16 protein-coding genes are annotated in these 15172 nt (G+C 71.3%); 6 read left to right on the forward strand and 10 right to left on the reverse strand.

What is annotated here, in order from left to right; translation table 11 throughout:
- Window positions 1-5: 5 nt before the first annotated feature.
- Both ACZ601_RS01965 and ACZ601_RS01970 read right to left on the reverse strand, forming a co-directional pair.
- Window positions 6-2180: a putative bifunctional diguanylate cyclase/phosphodiesterase gene (locus ACZ601_RS01965; protein WP_469532056.1), complete on the reverse strand. Its 2175-nt coding sequence runs from the start codon at window positions 2178-2180 to the stop codon at window positions 6-8.
- A complete protein-coding gene (locus ACZ601_RS01970) occupies window positions 2177-2995 on the reverse strand; it encodes an SAM-dependent methyltransferase (RefSeq protein WP_469532058.1) in 819 nt (272 codons plus the stop codon). Before ACZ601_RS01970 ends, ACZ601_RS01965 begins: the two co-directional genes overlap by 4 nt.
- A gap of 1112 nt (window positions 2996-4107) precedes the next feature.
- Here ACZ601_RS01970 and ACZ601_RS01975 point away from each other — a divergent pair.
- Both ACZ601_RS01975 and ACZ601_RS01980 read left to right on the forward strand, forming a co-directional pair.
- Window positions 4108-4875 (forward strand): bestrophin-like domain, encoded by a 768-nt coding sequence (locus tag ACZ601_RS01975; RefSeq protein WP_440579400.1) that lies wholly within the window; start codon window positions 4108-4110, stop codon window positions 4873-4875.
- 163 nt (window positions 4876-5038) lie between these two features.
- A complete protein-coding gene (locus tag ACZ601_RS01980) occupies window positions 5039-5593 on the forward strand; it encodes a hypothetical protein (RefSeq protein ID WP_440579399.1) in 555 nt (184 codons plus the stop codon).
- Between the two features lie 92 nt (window positions 5594-5685).
- Here the strand turns inward: ACZ601_RS01980 and ACZ601_RS01985 are convergent, their stop codons facing one another.
- On the reverse strand, window positions 5686-6354 hold the full coding sequence (locus ACZ601_RS01985; protein WP_469532060.1) for a hypothetical protein: 669 nt from the start codon (window positions 6352-6354) through the stop codon (window positions 5686-5688).
- A gap of 314 nt (window positions 6355-6668) precedes the next feature.
- Between ACZ601_RS01985 and ACZ601_RS01990 the strand changes: the two genes are divergently transcribed.
- Complete coding sequence (locus tag ACZ601_RS01990; protein WP_469532062.1) at window positions 6669-7328, forward strand: class F sortase; 660 nt, start codon at window positions 6669-6671, stop codon at window positions 7326-7328.
- An 84-nt stretch (window positions 7329-7412) separates the two neighbouring features.
- On the opposite strand, the gene ACZ601_RS01995 is transcribed toward ACZ601_RS01990, so the two are convergent.
- On the reverse strand, window positions 7413-8255 hold the full coding sequence (locus tag ACZ601_RS01995; RefSeq protein ID WP_469532064.1) for a polysaccharide deacetylase family protein: 843 nt from the start codon (window positions 8253-8255) through the stop codon (window positions 7413-7415).
- 165 nt (window positions 8256-8420) lie between these two features.
- On the opposite strand from ACZ601_RS01995, the gene ACZ601_RS02000 reads away from it, so the two are divergent.
- Both ACZ601_RS02000 and ACZ601_RS02005 read left to right on the forward strand, forming a co-directional pair.
- Entirely contained in the window at window positions 8421-8882 is a 462-nt protein-coding gene (locus ACZ601_RS02000) for a universal stress protein (protein WP_401924825.1), read from the forward strand.
- Between the two features lie 177 nt (window positions 8883-9059).
- On the forward strand, window positions 9060-9629 hold the full coding sequence (locus ACZ601_RS02005) for a sigma-70 family RNA polymerase sigma factor (protein WP_469532066.1): 570 nt from the start codon (window positions 9060-9062) through the stop codon (window positions 9627-9629).
- On the opposite strand, the gene ACZ601_RS02010 is transcribed toward ACZ601_RS02005, so the two are convergent.
- On the reverse strand, window positions 9563-9760 hold the full coding sequence (locus tag ACZ601_RS02010) for a zf-HC2 domain-containing protein (protein ID WP_440574169.1): 198 nt from the start codon (window positions 9758-9760) through the stop codon (window positions 9563-9565). The two genes, ACZ601_RS02005 and ACZ601_RS02010, sit on opposite strands and share 67 nt — an antisense overlap.
- 124 nt (window positions 9761-9884) lie before the next feature.
- On the opposite strand from ACZ601_RS02010, the gene ACZ601_RS02015 reads away from it, so the two are divergent.
- Window positions 9885-10394, forward strand: a complete 510-nt coding sequence (locus ACZ601_RS02015; protein ID WP_469532068.1) for a hypothetical protein — start codon at window positions 9885-9887, stop codon at window positions 10392-10394.
- An 18-nt stretch (window positions 10395-10412) separates the two neighbouring features.
- Here ACZ601_RS02015 and ACZ601_RS02020 read toward each other — a convergent pair whose 3' ends face one another.
- From ACZ601_RS02020 to ACZ601_RS02040, 5 genes are all read right to left on the reverse strand, one after another.
- The gene (locus tag ACZ601_RS02020) at window positions 10413-11603 is read right to left on the reverse strand and encodes a sensor histidine kinase (protein WP_440574167.1); all 1191 of its coding nucleotides are present in this window, start codon (window positions 11601-11603) and stop codon (window positions 10413-10415) included.
- Entirely contained in the window at window positions 11600-13081 is a 1482-nt protein-coding gene (locus ACZ601_RS02025) for a sodium/solute symporter (protein WP_469532071.1), read from the reverse strand. Before ACZ601_RS02025 ends, ACZ601_RS02020 begins: the two co-directional genes overlap by 4 nt.
- Window positions 13078-13440 carry a hypothetical protein gene (locus tag ACZ601_RS02030; RefSeq protein WP_440574165.1) on the reverse strand — a complete coding sequence of 121 codons (363 nt, stop codon included), beginning with the start codon at window positions 13438-13440 and terminating at the stop codon, window positions 13078-13080. The genes ACZ601_RS02025 and ACZ601_RS02030 overlap by 4 nt, the downstream gene beginning before the upstream one ends.
- Before the next feature lie 65 nt (window positions 13441-13505).
- Window positions 13506-14258, reverse strand: a complete 753-nt coding sequence (locus ACZ601_RS02035; protein WP_440574164.1) for a LytR/AlgR family response regulator transcription factor — start codon at window positions 14256-14258, stop codon at window positions 13506-13508.
- Between the two features lie 52 nt (window positions 14259-14310).
- Window positions 14311-15171, reverse strand: coding sequence for an Fpg/Nei family DNA glycosylase (locus tag ACZ601_RS02040; RefSeq protein ID WP_469532074.1), 861 nt, complete (start codon window positions 15169-15171; stop codon window positions 14311-14313).
- Window position 15172 lies beyond the last annotated feature (1 nt).

Below are 15172 nucleotides of genomic sequence, written 5' to 3' on the forward strand. Positions count from 1 at the left end.
CCGGCTCACACCGCGTCGGCCAGCAGCAGCGAGTGGATCCGGTCCGGGGCGCCGGGCCGCGCGTAGTACCAGCCCTGGCCCGTGTCGCAGCCCAGCTCGCGCAGCTGCTCCGCCTGGGCCCCCGTCTCCACGCCCTCCACCGTCACCGCCAGGTCCAGGCTGTGCGCGAGCGACACGATGCCCTCGACGATCTTCAGGTCCACCGGATCGGCCGGATGGTGCTGCATCCCCTGGGTGAAGGAGCGGTCCAGCTTCAGCACGCTCACCGGCAGCCGCCGCAGGTTCGCCAGGTTCGAGTACCCCGTGCCGAAGTCGTCGAGCGCGATGCCGACACCCATGTCGGCCAGTTGGCGCAGCGGCTTCAGCAGATCGTCGTCGGCGCCGATGAGAGCCGACTCGGTGACCTCCAGGCACAGCGCCGCGGGCTCCAGCCCGGAGCGCTCCAGGACATCGACGGTCTCGGCGACCAGACGCGGATGGTGCAGCTGGGCGGGCGAGAGGTTGACGTTGATCCGCAGCGGGCCCCCGTCGGTGTGCCGCTCCTGCCAGAAGTTGGCCTGCCGTACCGACTCCTCCAGCACCCAGCGGCCGAGCGGCACGATCAGCCCGGTGTGCTCGGCGAGGGCGATGAAGCGGTCGGGCCCCAGCACCCCGTGCTGCGGGTGGCACCAGCGCACCAGTGCCTCCGCCCCGTGCACGGAGCCGTCCCCGAGGTGCACCAGCGGCTGGTACTCGATGAAGAACTCGCCGCGCTCCAGCGCGGCCGGCAGCGCCGTGGTGAGCCCGTGCCGGGTGATGGCACGGGCGTCCGCCTCCGCGTCGGCCAGCTCGAAGCGGTTGCCGCCCGCGGACTTGGCCCGGTACATCGTGATGTCGGCGCTGCGCAGCACCTCGGCGGCGCTGCGTTCACCGGCCGGCCCCTCGACGACCCCGATGGACCCCCGGACGGTGAGTTCGCGCCCGTCGAGCCTGATCGGTGTGGCGAGCACCGAGAGGATGCGGCAGGCGAGTTCGTCGACCTCTGAGGCCGTGTCGGGGCCGGTCGTCAGCGCCACGAACTCGTCGCCGCCCAGCCGCGCCACCATCTCGCCCGGCGCGGTCGCGCAGCTCTGGAGCCGGTCCGCGACCTCGACGAGCAGCCGGTCGCCCGAGGCGTGGCCCAGGCTGTCGTTGATCGCCTTGAAGCCGTCCAGATCCAGGTAGCAGAGGCCGAAACGGCTGCCGTCACTGGCCGAGAGCGCTTTCTCAAGGCGCTCGAAAAAAAGCGTCCGGTTCGGCAGACCGGTGAGCGCGTCGTGCGTGGCCTCGTACCGCAGACGCAGATTCAGGAGCCTGCGCTCGGTGGTGTCCTCCATCAACGCCAGCTGGTACTCCGGGTTGCCCTCCGCGTCGCGCAGCAGGGACACCGTCAGATTGGTCCACAGGACCGTTCCGTCGTTGCGGTAGAACGCCTTCTCGACGTGGTAGTGATCGCGCTCGCCGCCCACCAGCTCGTTGTAGTACGTCCAGACCTTCGGGGAGTCCTCCGGGTGGACCCACTCGTTGACGCGGTGGCTGCGCACGTGGTGCTCAAGCCCGCCGAACATCCGGGTGAGGGTGTCGTTGACCTCCAGCACGTTGCCGTCGAGGTCGGCGATGCCGATCCCGATGGCGGCGTCCTTGAAGACGGCCCGGAACCGCGCCTCGGTCGCGTGCAGCGCCTGTTCGGCGTGGGAGCGTGCGGCGAGCGCCGAGCGGGCGATGGCCTCCTGCTCGGCGAGGGTCCGCTCGCGCAGCGCCTGGCTGAAGCCGCCCGCGACGGCGTGCTGGATCCTGGCGCAGCGGGACCGGCTGTCCTCGGTCGCCAGTGCCACCGGGCCGTTGTTCCCGCAGTACAGGACGAGGTAGGAGTCGACGACGCCGAGCGTGGAGCTGAGCGCGTCCGGGTCCGTGCAGTGCGCCGCGACGAGCGCGCCGCCCACCCCGGCCGCCGCTACGGCGTCGAAGGGGCGGGCGTGCAGGGTGTCGCTGAGCATGCGGGCCAGCGGGAGCAGATGGTGCTCGAACTCCGGGCGGGTCAGGGAGGTTGCCGTCGACGGGAATATGGCCCGGCTCCAGATCGTGGCGAATCGCCGGAGCCGGTCCTCGGGGCCGTCGGGCTCCGCGTCCGGCGCTCCGGACGACTGGGCGGGAATACTCACGCCTTGCGTCCCACTCCCGCGAAGCCCGAGAAGGCGTACGGGTCTTCACCGCCCTGCGCCACCGGGGTGTCGGGGCGCCAGCTCGGCATCGGCACCAGGCCGGGGTCGACCATCTCGTAGCCCTCGAAGAACCGGCCGATCTCGTCGGGCGAGCGCATGACCAGCGGGTTGCGGATGTTCTTGTACACCCCGACCGCGCCGCCGGCCTCCTCCCGGGTCAGCGGGATGCCCTCGTACGAGGCGTGGGTGACGACGAGGAGGCTTCCGGGGGCCAGCAGGTCCCGCAGTTCCGCGACCGCCTTTTGCGGCTCGTCGGAGTCCTCGATGAAGTGGAGTACGGCGACGAGCAGCAGCGCCACCGGCCGGTCGAAGTCGAGGAGTCCGGAGATCTCCGGGTTGTCCCGGATCTCCTGCGGGCGGCGCAGATCGGCGGTGGCGATCACCGCTGCGGAATTGCCCTCCAGCACGGCCTGGCTGTGTGCGACCGCGACCGGATCGTGGTCGACGTACGCCACCCGGGCCTCGGGGGCGATGCCCTGGGCGACCTCATGGACATTACCGAAGGTCGGTATCCCGGAACCGATGTCCAGGAACTGGGAGATCCCCTCATCGAGTGCGTAGCGCACCGCCCGGCGCATAAAGGCACGGTTCGCCTGCATGATCTTGGGAAGTCCCGGCATGAACTCCATGGCCTTGCGGGCCGCTTCCCGGTCCACCTCGAAATTGTGCGAGCCGCCCAGATAGAAGTCATACATTCGGGACACGCTCGGCACCGAAATGTCAATGCCTTGCGGTGCCCAGGCGGGACGCTCCATCGATCTCTCCAACAAGTCGCCACGGCGATCCGGCCATGTTCATGGTCAGTGTTGACCAGAGGCTACTGATCGCCCGCCAGGAGAGCGAGCGGAAACGGAAATTAGCGGTCCGTTATTGGTCACACACGTGGCAACTGCAACCGCCTCGTCGCTGCGTGTGACATTCGGCCGACGGAACCCCTGAAAAAGGTTCGCAATAGAACTACTTTGACGTATCGGCCGACTCGGCATTGCGGGACGCCACGCACCATCTTCCCCCGGCTCCGGGGCTGTTGACACCGGCCGGCCCACCGCCGCCGGGGCGGGCACGCGGCCGCCGCACGCGAACCGGCCCAGCCGATGTGCATGTCAACTCTCCTGCCGACGCTGTCAGTTGCGATGCGCAATCGTGTGATGCATGACCATGAGGGGGTCCGCATGGGCCCTCTTTGTTCAATGCGTCCGCAGAATTTTCCCCGGCCGCAAACACCCAGTGCCTCAGGTCCCCACCATCAGGGGAATCCAGCGGCCGTGCGGCGTGCCGACGTGCGGCCCGGAACATGCTCCCGGTCGTGTACGGATCACTCATCGGCCGGCTCTCGGCGGCCGTCGCACTCATCTGGCTGCTGACCGCCCCGGTGCCAGCGGTGGCGAGCAACTGCGGGTATGCCTCGATCGGCGACGACGGGGGCAGTTCGGCGGTCGCCAGCAGTGGTGACGGCAGTTGTCACGCGGGTCCGGAGCCCAAGCCCACGCCACCGCCCGCGCCCCGGCCCCCGCCGCCACCTCCAACACCACCCCCGCCACCTCCACCGCCCCCTCCCCCTCCTCCACCACCGCCCCCACCAGCACCAGCGGCGCCCGCGCCGCCCCAGCCGGAGCCGGCACCACCGCCTCCTCCCCCACCGCCGCCCCCTCCGTCGCCGGCCCCCTCACCCTCACCCTCGCCGTCACCGTCGCCGTCCGCGCGTCCCACGCCCCGGCCGGTGGCCCTGCCCGCCTACCGCAGACCGGTCCGGAAGGCCCCGGAGCGCCATACCTCCCTGGTCACGCTCACTTTGATGATCACAGCCCCCGCGGTGTTCGCCGTCGCCGTGCTGCGGCCCCGTTCCCGATGACCTTCGGAGACCCACATGTCGGAATGGCTTGTTCTCACCTTCGCCATGGTCGCGGCCACCGCCGTGGTGCTGACCATCGCCGTACTCAACAACCGCCGGCTTCCCGAGGACGACGACCCGTCCGAAACCCCTGACGTCATCGAGTACATGACGATGATGATCGGCGTGGTCTACGCGATCGTCCTGGGCCTCGCCATCGCGGGCGTCTGGGAGGGCCGCGGAGCGGCCCAGGAGTACGTCCGCCAGGAGGCGCAGGCGCTCCACGAGGTCGACGCACGCTCATCCGTCTACCCGGTCGAGGTACGCACCCGGATCCGCGCCGACGTCGACGCCTACGTCAGCTTCGTCGTGCACGACGAGTGGCAGACCATGATCGACCACGGCAGGCTCGACGACCGGGGCTCGCAGCTCCTGGACCGGGTGCGCGCCGATGTCACCGACTACAAGCCGAAGACGGACCACGAGGGACAGGCCTACCAGCCGCTCGTCGACCAGATCGCCGCGGCCGACGACGCCCGCAGCGCACGCGGGCAGAGCGCCGGGGCCACCATGCCGGGGGTCGTCTGGTTCGGACTGATCACCGGGGCGCTGGTGACCGTGGGACTGATCTTCACCCTGCAGATCCGGCGCACATTCCGGGAACTCCTGCTGGCCGGCCTCTTCAGTGTCCTGATCGCCTTTCTGCTCTTCCTGATCTGGGACTTCGACTCGCCTTTCGGCCGCGGCCTCTCGGCCACCGCCGCACCCTTCCTCGATCTCTTCCCCCGGGCCTCGGGGGGTTAGAACTCAGGTGCGTGCGCCGCTCGGGGGACAGCGGCGCACCATTGGACGACTCCGATCGCGGGCGAAATGCGCCACTTCTAGCGTTGGCGGCATCGAGGTGCATTTCTGATGCTTTGCGGGAATCCGTTCCGCAACTGCTCCTCGGGGACCCGGAGGAATCACCATGCGCGCAATACGTGTCGCTCCCCTCGCTCTGCTCGGCGCGGCGGCACTGGCCCTGACCGCCCCGGCCGCGACCGCGTATGCCGCGACCGCGGGCGGACCGTCCAACGGCGGGAGCGGATACACCGTCACGCCTTCGGTGATCGCGCCGGGCGGTCAGGTGACCCTGGCCGCCAAGGGGTGCTCGACTACGGCCACGGCGTCCTCCGGGGTGTTCGACACCGTCACCATCCCCCGGGGCGGCACCGCCAGGGCAACGGTCGACTGGGACGCCAAACCGGCCGCCGCGTACGAGGTGACGTTCACCTGCAACACTTCGCCGAGCTCCACGGCGAAGGTGAACCTCACGATCAGCGCGGCCACGAGCACGCCCACCACCAGCTCCACGAGCACCACGAGTTCGACGGCCTCGCCCGCCGGCGTTCAGGGTGGTCTCGGCGGCAGCATCGACAGCCCGAACACCGCGATGATCGTGGGCGGCACCGCGCTGGCCGTGGCCGCCGCGACCAGCACCGTCTTCGTGGCGCGGCGGCGCAGGGAGAACCGCTCGCACTGACCGGCACCGCCGGCGGGAACGGAAGTCGCCCCGGGTCCTTTCACAGGACCCGGGGCGACGTGGTTATCGGTCCGGCAGGTGTGTCCGCGAGGTCAGACCGCCCCATGGCTGTTCCTCCGGCGGCGCATGATGTACATGCCTCCGCCGAGGGCCGCGGAGGCGACCAGGCCCGCGCCCACACCCATGTCCGCCGGGCTCGCGGCCATCGAGCCGCCGAGGCCGCCCTGTGCGCCACGGCTGTTGAGCACGGTGAACCGGTGCCCGGCCGTCCGGTCGGTGCCGTCGCAGCGCACCGTCAGGTTGTAGGAGCCGGGCGTGGCGTCGTTGAGGATCCGGACCCTGGCGTGACCGACCCGGCCCGCCGAGAGCCGCGTGGTCCGGAAGGCGTTGGACGAGACGCTGCCGCCCCGGCCGCAGCCCTCCGCGCTGACCTGCATGGCCGCGCCCTGGTGCACGCGCTCGGGATCGACGGTCACGTTGTTCGGACCGTTGTTGCGGCCGTTCCCGTTGCCGTTGCCGTTCCCGTTGCCGTTCCCGTTCCCGTTGCCGTTCCCGTTCCCGTTCCCGTTGCCGTTGCCGTTGCCGTTGTTGTTGCCGTTCCCGTTTCCGTTGTCCCAGTTGCCCGGGTCGTTCCAGTCGTTCTGGCTGTTCCCGTTGTTCTGGCCGTTCCCGACGTCTCCACCGGCTGCTGCCATCGGGGCGCCGATCCCGAGGGCGGCGACGGCGGTCGCGGCGACAACGAGAGCGCGTGTAGCACGCATCGTTCGAACCTCCAGCGGGAAGCGCCCCCGGAGCTCGGTGCGCCGGGATGGATCGACGAGAACGCCTCCCATGACGAACCCTCACCAGATCCTTGATCCACCGCATTTCGGCGCTGCTCCACCCCGGTGATCCGACACACCGTGCGCACACCGGTGAAACTGATGGATTCGCAGGTCACAGAGCGTCAGAACTTTTATCCGCGCACTACTCCGATACGCAGCCGCCCGCCCGGCCGCCACCCGTTCGCCCCTCCCTGATCGCCGCCCGGCCGCCCCGCGCCTAGCGTTCCCCTCGTCGCGACGAAGGGAGAACCATGGGCCGGGACAACTGGCACCCCGAACGGATCAGACACTCGCCCTGGGGCGCGCTCGCCCTGGTGATGCTCACCGGTCTCGCACTGATGCGGAACGGCGCGGACCTCTCGCCAGGACCGCCGCAGCCGGTCGCCGCCACGTCGGTCGGCCACCAGAAGGCAGTGCCCGCGGCGCCCGCGTCGGGGCCGGTGGTCAAGCCGCTGGCGTACGCCCCCGTCGACCGCGTCGCCATCCCGTCGATCCAGGTCGACGCGCCGGTCATCGACGTGAACCTGGACCCGGACGACTGGATCGAGACGCCGCCCCCGCAGGACCCCAACCTCGCGGGCTGGTACCAGAACGGCATCGCACCGGGGCAGCTGGGCACCTCGGTCGTCGTCGGCCACGTGGACAACGAGGCGGGCCCGGCCGTCTTCTACAGCCTGGGTTCGCTGAAGAAGGGCACCCGCGTCGAGGTCACCCGCAGCGACGACCGGGTCGCCGTGTTCGAGGTCTACGGGGTCGAGGTGTTCGCGAAGAACGACTTCCCCGGCGCCCGGGTGTACGGCGACACCGGCAAGGCGGAACTGCGGGTCATCACCTGCGGCGGCGGATTCACCAAGGCCAACGGTTACGACGGCAACGTCGTGGTCTTCGCCAGGCTGGTCGCGACGCGCTGACGACCGCTGCCGGGGGCGGCCCCGACCCCCGGCAGCGACCGCCGCACGGCTCAACGGCACGACGGCACGGCTCAACGGCACGGCTCAACGGCGCCGCGGCACGGTGAGCCGGTAGCCCTCGTCCAGCAGCTCGGGCAGATAGCGCCCCAGCGCGGCCACGCTCTGCGAACGGTTGCCGCCCGCGTCGTGCGACAGCACCACGACGCCGGGTCCGGCACCCTCCCTGACCCGGTCGACGATGCTGTCGGTACCGGGAACCGTCCAGTCAAGCGTGTCCACCGTCCAGGCCATCGGTTCCATGCCCATCGCCGCGCCGATCTCGAAGGAATTGCGGTTCCAGGCGCCGTAGGGCGCCCGGTACCAGAGCGGCGGCGCGCCGGTGATCTTCTCGATCACCTCGCTGGTGCGCCCCAGTTCATCGGTGATTCCCGCCCGGGAGAGCTTGGTGACCAGCGGATGCGTCCACGAGTGGTTGCCCACCGTGTGTCCGTCGTCGGAGATCCTGCGCACCAGGTCCTGGTTGTCGTTGGCCATCTCCCCGCAGAGGAAGAACATGGCCCGTACCTCGTGCCTGCGCAGCGTGTCCAGGATGTGCGGGGTGTAGAGAGGGTCCGGGCCGTCGTCGAAGGTCAGCACCATCGCGTGCCCGATGTCGGGCAGCTGCTCGAACGGCCGGGTACGGACGGGCGGCGCCGCGGGGCGGTAGTGGGGTGGAGTGTTCGCTGTCATGGGGCTCAGACGATAGGACAGCGGTCTGGTCCGGAGAGCCGCGGGCGGCCCCGCCGCGGCGTCGGAAGGCGCCACGGGGCGCCGGAAGGGAGTGCCTGCGGTGTCCGCGGCGACCAGGCTCACGAGGGAGGCCCCGCCCAGTCCTGCGGCCAGCCTCAGCAGCGTCCTACGCCCGGGCGGCCTCTGATCATTTTTCATGACCAACTGCTCGCACGTCCGGGCTGCCACCCACCTCAACGACACCGGCCACGCGGCTTTTTGCACCCAATGGGGGGAGCCCGTCCGTGGCAACCGGCGCCCGCGCGACCCCGCGACCGAGAGCCCGGCCGGGCGGGCCGCACGGCAGCGGATAGCCTCACTGCCGTGACAGACCAGCAGCCTCACCAGTTCGAACGTGGCACAGACGGCCCAAAAGTGATCGTCGCGGGCCTCGACGGTTCGGAGTCGTCCATGCGTGCCGCGGCCTATGCGGCCGGGCTCGCCCGGCGGCAGCGGGCCATGCTCGCCCTCGTCTACGTACAGCCCGTGCTGCCCGCGGGCGCCGCGCTCGGTGTGCCGGTCGGTGATACGACCGGGGAGGTCGCGGAGGGGCTGGTGAATGAGATCCGGGAGTCGACCGAGCGGATGAAGGACATATGGGATGTCCGCTGGGAGTTCCACACCTTCCGCGGCGATCCGTACAACGGCCTGGTGACGGCGGCGGACGAACTCAAGGCGGATGCCGTGGTGGTGGGCGCGTCGGAATCGGCGGGCCACCGTTTCATCGGCTCGGTGGCCGTCCGCCTGGTGAAGGCGGGGCGCTGGCCCGTCACCGTCGTCCCGTAACGCCCGCTCCCCGCACTCCCGCCCGCGCCGCCCGACCGCTCACCGCACCATTCGCCGCCCCGTGCGACCGCTCGTCGCACGGGGCGGCTTTTGTCCTGTTGCCAGGGGCCCGGATGCGTTCGTATACGCGAGTCAGCAGCGAGGCGGCAGGGACCTCCGCGGGGAAGGGCGTTCACCATGACCACGACGACGACCGACGAGCGGGCCCTCGCGGATCTGCAGCGTGAGCACGGCCCGGCCCTGTTCCACTTTCTCCTCGGTCTGACCTTCGGTGACCGGCAGCGGGCCGAGGACCTGCTCCAGGAGACCCTGGTGCGGGCCTGGCAGCACCCGGAGGCCTTCGACGGCCCGTACGAGTCGATGCGGCCCTGGCTGTTCACCGTGGGCCGGCGGCTGGCGATCGACGCCCGCAGGTCGCGGCTGGCCCGGCCCGCAGAGGTGGGCGACGCGGTGCTGGAGAGCGCCCCGTGCGCGCAGGACACCGCCGAGTCCGCGGTCGCCGCGCTCGATGTGCGCGAGGCGGTGCGCGGCCTCAGCCCGGAGCACCGGGCGGTGCTGGTCCAGATCTACTTCCGGGGGCTGAGCGTGGGCGAGACGGCCGAGGTGCTCGGGATTCCGGCCGGGACCGTGAAGTCCCGTTCGTACTACGCGCTGCGCCTGCTCTCCCGTAATCTGCCGGGCTACTCAAGGAGGTCCTCCTCGCTGAGCAGCGGGAGCAGGGCCGCGGCCTCCGCCACCGCCACGTAGTCGGCGGCGCAGCGGTCGCAGCTCTGCAGATGGCGGGAGACCTCCAGCGCCTCCGGGGCCGGGAGCGCGTCCAGCACATAGGCGCCGAGCAGTTGCCTCATGTGCGGTCCCTCCCCGGGCTCTGCGGTCATCGCACCCTCTTGTCTGTGACGCATCCGGTCCGACGGATCCTGTCCTTCTGGCCACGCGGGGCGCGCTCCCCCGGTTCAATGCTGCGTGTGGGGGCGTGACGAGAACGGAATGGGGCGAGACGCGATGCGTCCGGAACGTCAGGACGGATCCAGTGGCGGCGGACTGCTCATCCCGATGGCGTGGATGTACGCGGAGTACATCGCCGACGAGCTGCTGCGGACCGGGGAGCTGATGGAGCCGGCCACGCTGGAGTACCGGGCGGGGCGTGACGCGCTAGCCCTCACGGTCTTCCTCTCGGACAGCGCGGTGGCCGAGGCGCTGCCCGCCACCCGGGTGGACGAGCTGCGGCTGCTGACGGCGTACGGGGCCCCGTGGCGCGGCTGGGTCTGTGAGCGGCTCGACGCGCTGGAGGCGGCGCGGGGCGGCCCCGGCCCGGATCTGGCGCTGGCACGGGCGGCGTGGCGGTGGCTGGAGGACACCGAACTGCTGGCGGCCGACCTCGACGCGATCGGCCCGCCGCCCGGGGAGCCGGCCGACGGCCCGCCGGAGGCGGAGGGGGCGGCGGCCCAGGTGTGGACGCCGGCCTGGCAGCTGGGGCTGCCGCTGGGTCACCTCTCGATCCACCTGTACTGAGAGCCTGTCGGCCGCCTCTCAGGAACCGTGCACCCCGGCGCGGTACTTCGGCAGCCGCACCGTGATCCGCATTCCGGCGCCGATGCCCGTCTCGATGACGAGCCCGTAGTCGTCGCCGTACACCTGGCGCAGCCGTTCGTCCACGTTGAGCAGGCCGACCCCGGTGGACTTGCCGCCCTCGCCGCGCAGGATGTGGCGCAGCCGTTCGGGGTCCATGCCGATGCCGTCGTCCTCGATGACCACCTCGGCCTCCGAACCGGCGTCCAGGGCGCTGATGGTGATGCGGCTGGAGGTGACCGCCCCTTCGAGTCCGTGTTTGACGGCGTTCTCGACGAGGGGCTGGAGGCAGAGGAACGGCAGGGCTACGGGCAGCACCTCCGGCGCGACCTGGAGGGTGACCGCGAGCCGTTCCCCGAACCGGGCCCGGACCAGGGCCAGGTACTGGTCGATGGAGTGCAGTTCGTCCGCGAGGGTGGTGAAGTCGCCGTGGCTGCGGAACGAGTAGCGGGTGAAGTCGGCGAACTCCAGGAGGAGTTCGCGGGCCTGCTCGGGGTCGGTGCGGACGAAGGAGGCGATGGCGGCGAGCGAGTTGAAGATGAAGTGCGGGGAGATCTGCGCGCGCAGGGCCCTGATCTCGGCCTCGATGAGCTGGGTGCGTGAGCGGTCGAGCTCGGCGAGTTCCAGCTGTACGCAGACCCAGCGGGCGACCTCTCCGGCGGCCCTCGCCAGGACCGCCGACTCCCTCGGCGCGTAGGCGATCAGGGCGCCCAGGACCCGGTGGTCGACGGTGAGCGGCACGGCGACGGCCCACCGCAGCGGGCAGTCCAGATCGTCGCAGTCGCTGCGGAAGGCGGTGTCGCGGCCGCTGGCGAGCAGCTCCGCCACCTGTTCCATGACGTGTTCGCCGTGGTGGCCGCCCTCGCCGTCCCAGACCAGGATCCGCTCGCGGTCGGTGAGGCAGAGGGCGTCGGTGCCGAGCAGGGAGCGCAGCCTGCGGGCGGATTTGCGGGCGCTGTCCTCGGTGAGTCCGGCGCGCAGCGGGGGCGCGGCCAGCGAGGCGGTGTGCAGGGTCTCGAAGGTGGCGTGCTCCACGGGGGTGCCGACGTCGCTGGTGCGGACGGGGCGGGCGGTGCGGCGTCCGGCCAGCAGTCCGGCCCCGAAGAGCAGGACGCCCAGGAGCACGATGACGGCGTATCCGGCCCCGGTCACCGGTGCCTCCCGGAGGTGAGGGCTTCCGGCAGGTGGAAGCGGGTCATGGCGGCGTTGGTGCCGGCGGGTATCCGGCTGGGCGTGGCCAGCGACACGAGGATCATGGCGAGGAAGCCGACGGGCACCGACCAGACGGCGGGCCAGGCGAGCAGGGCGTGCGGCCAGCCGGGCGGGCGCACCGCGCCGCTGACGGTGATCGCGACGGAGAGCATCGCGGAGCCGCCGCCGAGCAGGAGTCCGGCGACGGCGCCGGGCGGGGTGAGTCGGCGCCACCAGATCCCGAGGACCAGCAGCGGGCAGAAGGAGGACGCGGAGACCGCGAACGCCATCCCCACGGAGTCCGCCACCGGCACCCGGCTGACCAGCAGGGAGCCGGCCAGCGGGACGGAGATGGCGAGGACGGTGGCCAGCCGGAAGTGCCGTACGCCGCGCGAGGGCAGGACGTCCTGGGTGATGACTCCGGCGACGGCCATCGTCAGTCCGGAGGCGGTGGACAGGAACGCGGCGAAGGCGCCGCCCGCGATGAGCGCGCCGAGCAGGTCGCCGCCGAGGCCGCCGATGACCCGGCCGGGCAGCAGCAGCACGGCGGCGTCCGCGTCACCGCCGTGGATCAGCTCGGGGGCGTAGAGCCGGCCGAGGGCGCCGTAGACGGGCGGCAGCAGGTAGAAGACGCCGATCAGGGCGAGGACGGCGACGGTCGTGCGGCGGGCGTCGCGGCCGTTGGGGCTGGTGTAGAAGCGGACGACGACGTGTGGCAGGCCCATGGTGCCGAGGAAGGTGGCGACGATGAGCCCGTAGGTGGCGTACAGCGGGTGGTCGGCGCGGAAGACGGACAGCTGCTCCTCGAAGGTGACGCGGGGCCGTCCGTCGCCCTGCCAGGCCAGCACCAGGAAGAGGGCGGGGACCAGGAGCGCGGTCAGCTTCAGCCAGTACTGGAAGACCTGGACGAAGGTGATGGAGCGCATGCCGCCCGCGGCGACGGCCAGCACGACCACGGAGGCGACCAGCACGTCGCCGAGCCAGCCGGGCGCCCCGGTGAGGATCTTCAGGGTCAGTCCGGCGCCCTGGAGCTGCGGCACGAGGTAGAGCCAGCCGGCTCCGACGACGAGCACGCTGACGAGCCGGCGCACCTGCCGGGATTCGAGCCGCCCCTCCGCGAAGTCGGGCAGGGTGTAGGCCCCGGAGCGGCGCAGCGGCGCGGCGACGAAGACCAGCAGGACGAGGTACCCGGCGGTGTAGCCGACCGGGTACCAGAGCATGTCGGGGCCGTGCACGAGGACCAGTCCGGCGATGCCGAGGAAGGAGGCGGCGGAGAGGTACTCGCCGCTGATCGCGGCCGCGTTGAGGCGGGGCCGTACGGTGCGGGAGGCGACGTAGAAGTCGGACGTGGTGCGGGAGATGCGCAGTCCGAATCCGCCGACGAGGACGGTGGCGGAGACGACGGCGGCGACCGCCGTCACCGCGTAGGCGCGGCTCACTGTGCGGGGCGGCCTTCCACGAGCCGGGCGAAGTCGTGTTCGTTGCGCTCGGCCCGGCGCACGTACCACCAGGCGATCAGGGTGATCGGCGGGTAGGCGGCGAAGCCGAGGACGGCCCATACGACGGCGTCGCTGCGCAGTGCCGCGAAGACCAGCGGCAGGGTGCCCGCGACGACGGCGAGCGCGGCGAAGGCGGTGAGCCCTGCGCGCAGTTGGCTGCGCATCAGCGAGCGTACGTAGGCACCGCCGAGCGCGGTCTGTTCGTCGATCTCCGACTGGGTGCGGTAGCGCGGCAGCGGCCGTACCCGCCGGGGCTCCCCCGTCACCACTTCGCGCCGGGGCGTTGACTCTGCGGACATGGGGCCGGAGTGTACGCAGCACCGGACCCCGCTGGGAAGGGCTTCGAAAGGCGGGTAGCCGCTGGTCAGCGGCCGCCCTGCCGCATCAGCAGATCGCGCAGCGCCCGGGTGTGGCGGCGGCTGACGGCGAGTTCGGCGGTGCCGATGCGCACGCTCATGCTGCCCGCGTCGAGCCTGAGTTCGTCGATCCGGCCGAGGGCCACGAGGTGGCGGCGGTGGATGCGTACGAAGCCGCGGGCCCGCCAGCGTTCCTCCAGGGTGGTCAGGGGCACCCGGACCAGGTGGCTTCCGGTGGCGGTGTGCAGCCGCGCGTAGTCGCCCTGGGCCTCGGCGTAGGCGATGTCGTCGATCGGGACGAAGCGGATGACGCCGCCCAGTTCGACCGGGATCTGGTCCTGCGCGGTGTCGTGGACGGGGGCGGAGCGCTCCCCGACCTGTTCGGCGACGCGGCGCACGGCTTCGGCCAGCCGCTCGCGCCGTACCGGTTTCAGGACGTAGTCGACGGCCTTGAGGTCGAAGGCCTGTACGGCGAAGTCCTCGTGGGCGGTGACGAAGACGATGAGCGGGGGCGCGGCGAATCCGGCCAGCAGCTGGGCGACGTCGAGCCCGGTCAGTCCGGCCATGTGGATGTCGAGGAAGACGACGTCGATGGCGGCGGGGTCCTCCGGCCCCGCGTCGACCGCGCCGCCGATGCGGCGCAGCGCCTCGGTGGCCCCGGTGGCTCCTTCGGCGCTGCGGATGCGGGGATCGGCGCGCAGGAGGTACAGGAGCTCCTCCAGGGCGGGTTCTTCGTCGTCGACGGCGAGTACGCGCAGCATGAGGCCGGAGTGTAGACCGGCCGGGTGGCGCGGGAGCCCGACGGCCGGGCTCCTACTTGAGCAGTCTGGAGAGCCTGCGGTCGGCGAGCGGTTTCCCGCCGGTCTGGCAGGTCGGGCAGTACTGGAGCGAGGAGTCGCTGAAGGAGACCTCGCGGATGGTGTCGCCGCAGACCGGGCAGGCCTCTCCGGTACGTCCGTGGACCCGCATCCCGCTGCGTTTCTCGGCCTTGAGCTTCTTCGCCGCGAGGCCGCTGGAGCGGGCGACGGCGTCGTCGAGGGTGGTGCGCAGCGCGGTGTGCAGCCGGGTGATCTCGTCGTCGGTGAGGTGCGCGGTGAGTTTGAAGGGGGACATCTTCGCGACGTGCAGGATCTCGTCGCTGTAGGCGTTGCCGATGCCGGCGATGAGCGACTGGTCGCGCAGCGCGCCCTTGATCTGGCGGCGCTCCCCTTCGAGCAGTGCGGCGAACGTGTCCCGGTCGAAGGACGGGTCGAGCGGGTCGGGTCCGAGGCGGGCGACGCCGGGCACCTCTGCCGGGTCGTGCACGAGGTAAACGGCGAGGCGCTTGGTGGTGCCGGCCTCTGTGAGGTCGAAGCCGTCGCCGCCGCTGAGTTCGGTGCGCAGCGCCAGTGGCCCCTTGCCGGGGCGCGGCGGGGTGGCGGGGAAGCTGTTCTTCCACTGGAGCCAGCCGGCCCGTGCGAGGTGGGTGAGCAGGTGCAGGGGGCCCACCGCGATGTCCAGGAACTTGCCGTGCCGCCGGACGCCGGTGACCGTGCCGCCGTGCAGGGCGGTGAGCGGCGGGTCGTACGTCTTCAGGACGCTGATGGCGAGCGGGAGGACGCGGTCGATCTCCCTGCCGACGAGGTGCTCGTCGAGGAAGACCCGCAGGGCTTCGACTTCCGGCAGTTCTGGCATG

Source organism: Streptomyces sp. NPDC104307 (assembly GCF_055584045.1).

What these genes read in the sequence shown, in the direction of transcription:
- ACZ601_RS01970 (WP_469532058.1), bottom strand. Translation starts at nt 2,995, where the DNA reads ATGGAGCGTCCCGCCTGGGCACCGCAAGGCATTGACATTTCGGTGCCG.
- ACZ601_RS01975 (WP_440579400.1), top strand. Translation starts at nt 4,108, where the DNA reads ATGTCGGAATGGCTTGTTCTCACCTTCGCCATGGTCGCGGCCACCGCC.
- ACZ601_RS01980 (WP_440579399.1), top strand. Translation starts at nt 5,039, where the DNA reads ATGCGCGCAATACGTGTCGCTCCCCTCGCTCTGCTCGGCGCGGCGGCA.
- ACZ601_RS01985 (WP_469532060.1), bottom strand. Translation starts at nt 6,354, where the DNA reads ATGCGTGCTACACGCGCTCTCGTTGTCGCCGCGACCGCCGTCGCCGCC.
- ACZ601_RS01990 (WP_469532062.1), top strand. Translation starts at nt 6,669, where the DNA reads ATGGGCCGGGACAACTGGCACCCCGAACGGATCAGACACTCGCCCTGG.
- ACZ601_RS01995 (WP_469532064.1), bottom strand. Translation starts at nt 8,255, where the DNA reads ATGAAAAATGATCAGAGGCCGCCCGGGCGTAGGACGCTGCTGAGGCTG.
- ACZ601_RS02005 (WP_469532066.1), top strand. Translation starts at nt 9,060, where the DNA reads ATGACCACGACGACGACCGACGAGCGGGCCCTCGCGGATCTGCAGCGT.
- ACZ601_RS02010 (WP_440574169.1), bottom strand. Translation starts at nt 9,760, where the DNA reads ATGACCGCAGAGCCCGGGGAGGGACCGCACATGAGGCAACTGCTCGGC.
- ACZ601_RS02015 (WP_469532068.1), top strand. Translation starts at nt 9,885, where the DNA reads ATGCGTCCGGAACGTCAGGACGGATCCAGTGGCGGCGGACTGCTCATC.
- ACZ601_RS02030 (WP_440574165.1), bottom strand. Translation starts at nt 13,440, where the DNA reads ATGTCCGCAGAGTCAACGCCCCGGCGCGAAGTGGTGACGGGGGAGCCC.
- ACZ601_RS02035 (WP_440574164.1), bottom strand. Translation starts at nt 14,258, where the DNA reads ATGCTGCGCGTACTCGCCGTCGACGACGAAGAACCCGCCCTGGAGGAG.
- ACZ601_RS02040 (WP_469532074.1), bottom strand. Translation starts at nt 15,171, where the DNA reads ATGCCAGAACTGCCGGAAGTCGAAGCCCTGCGGGTCTTCCTCGACGAG.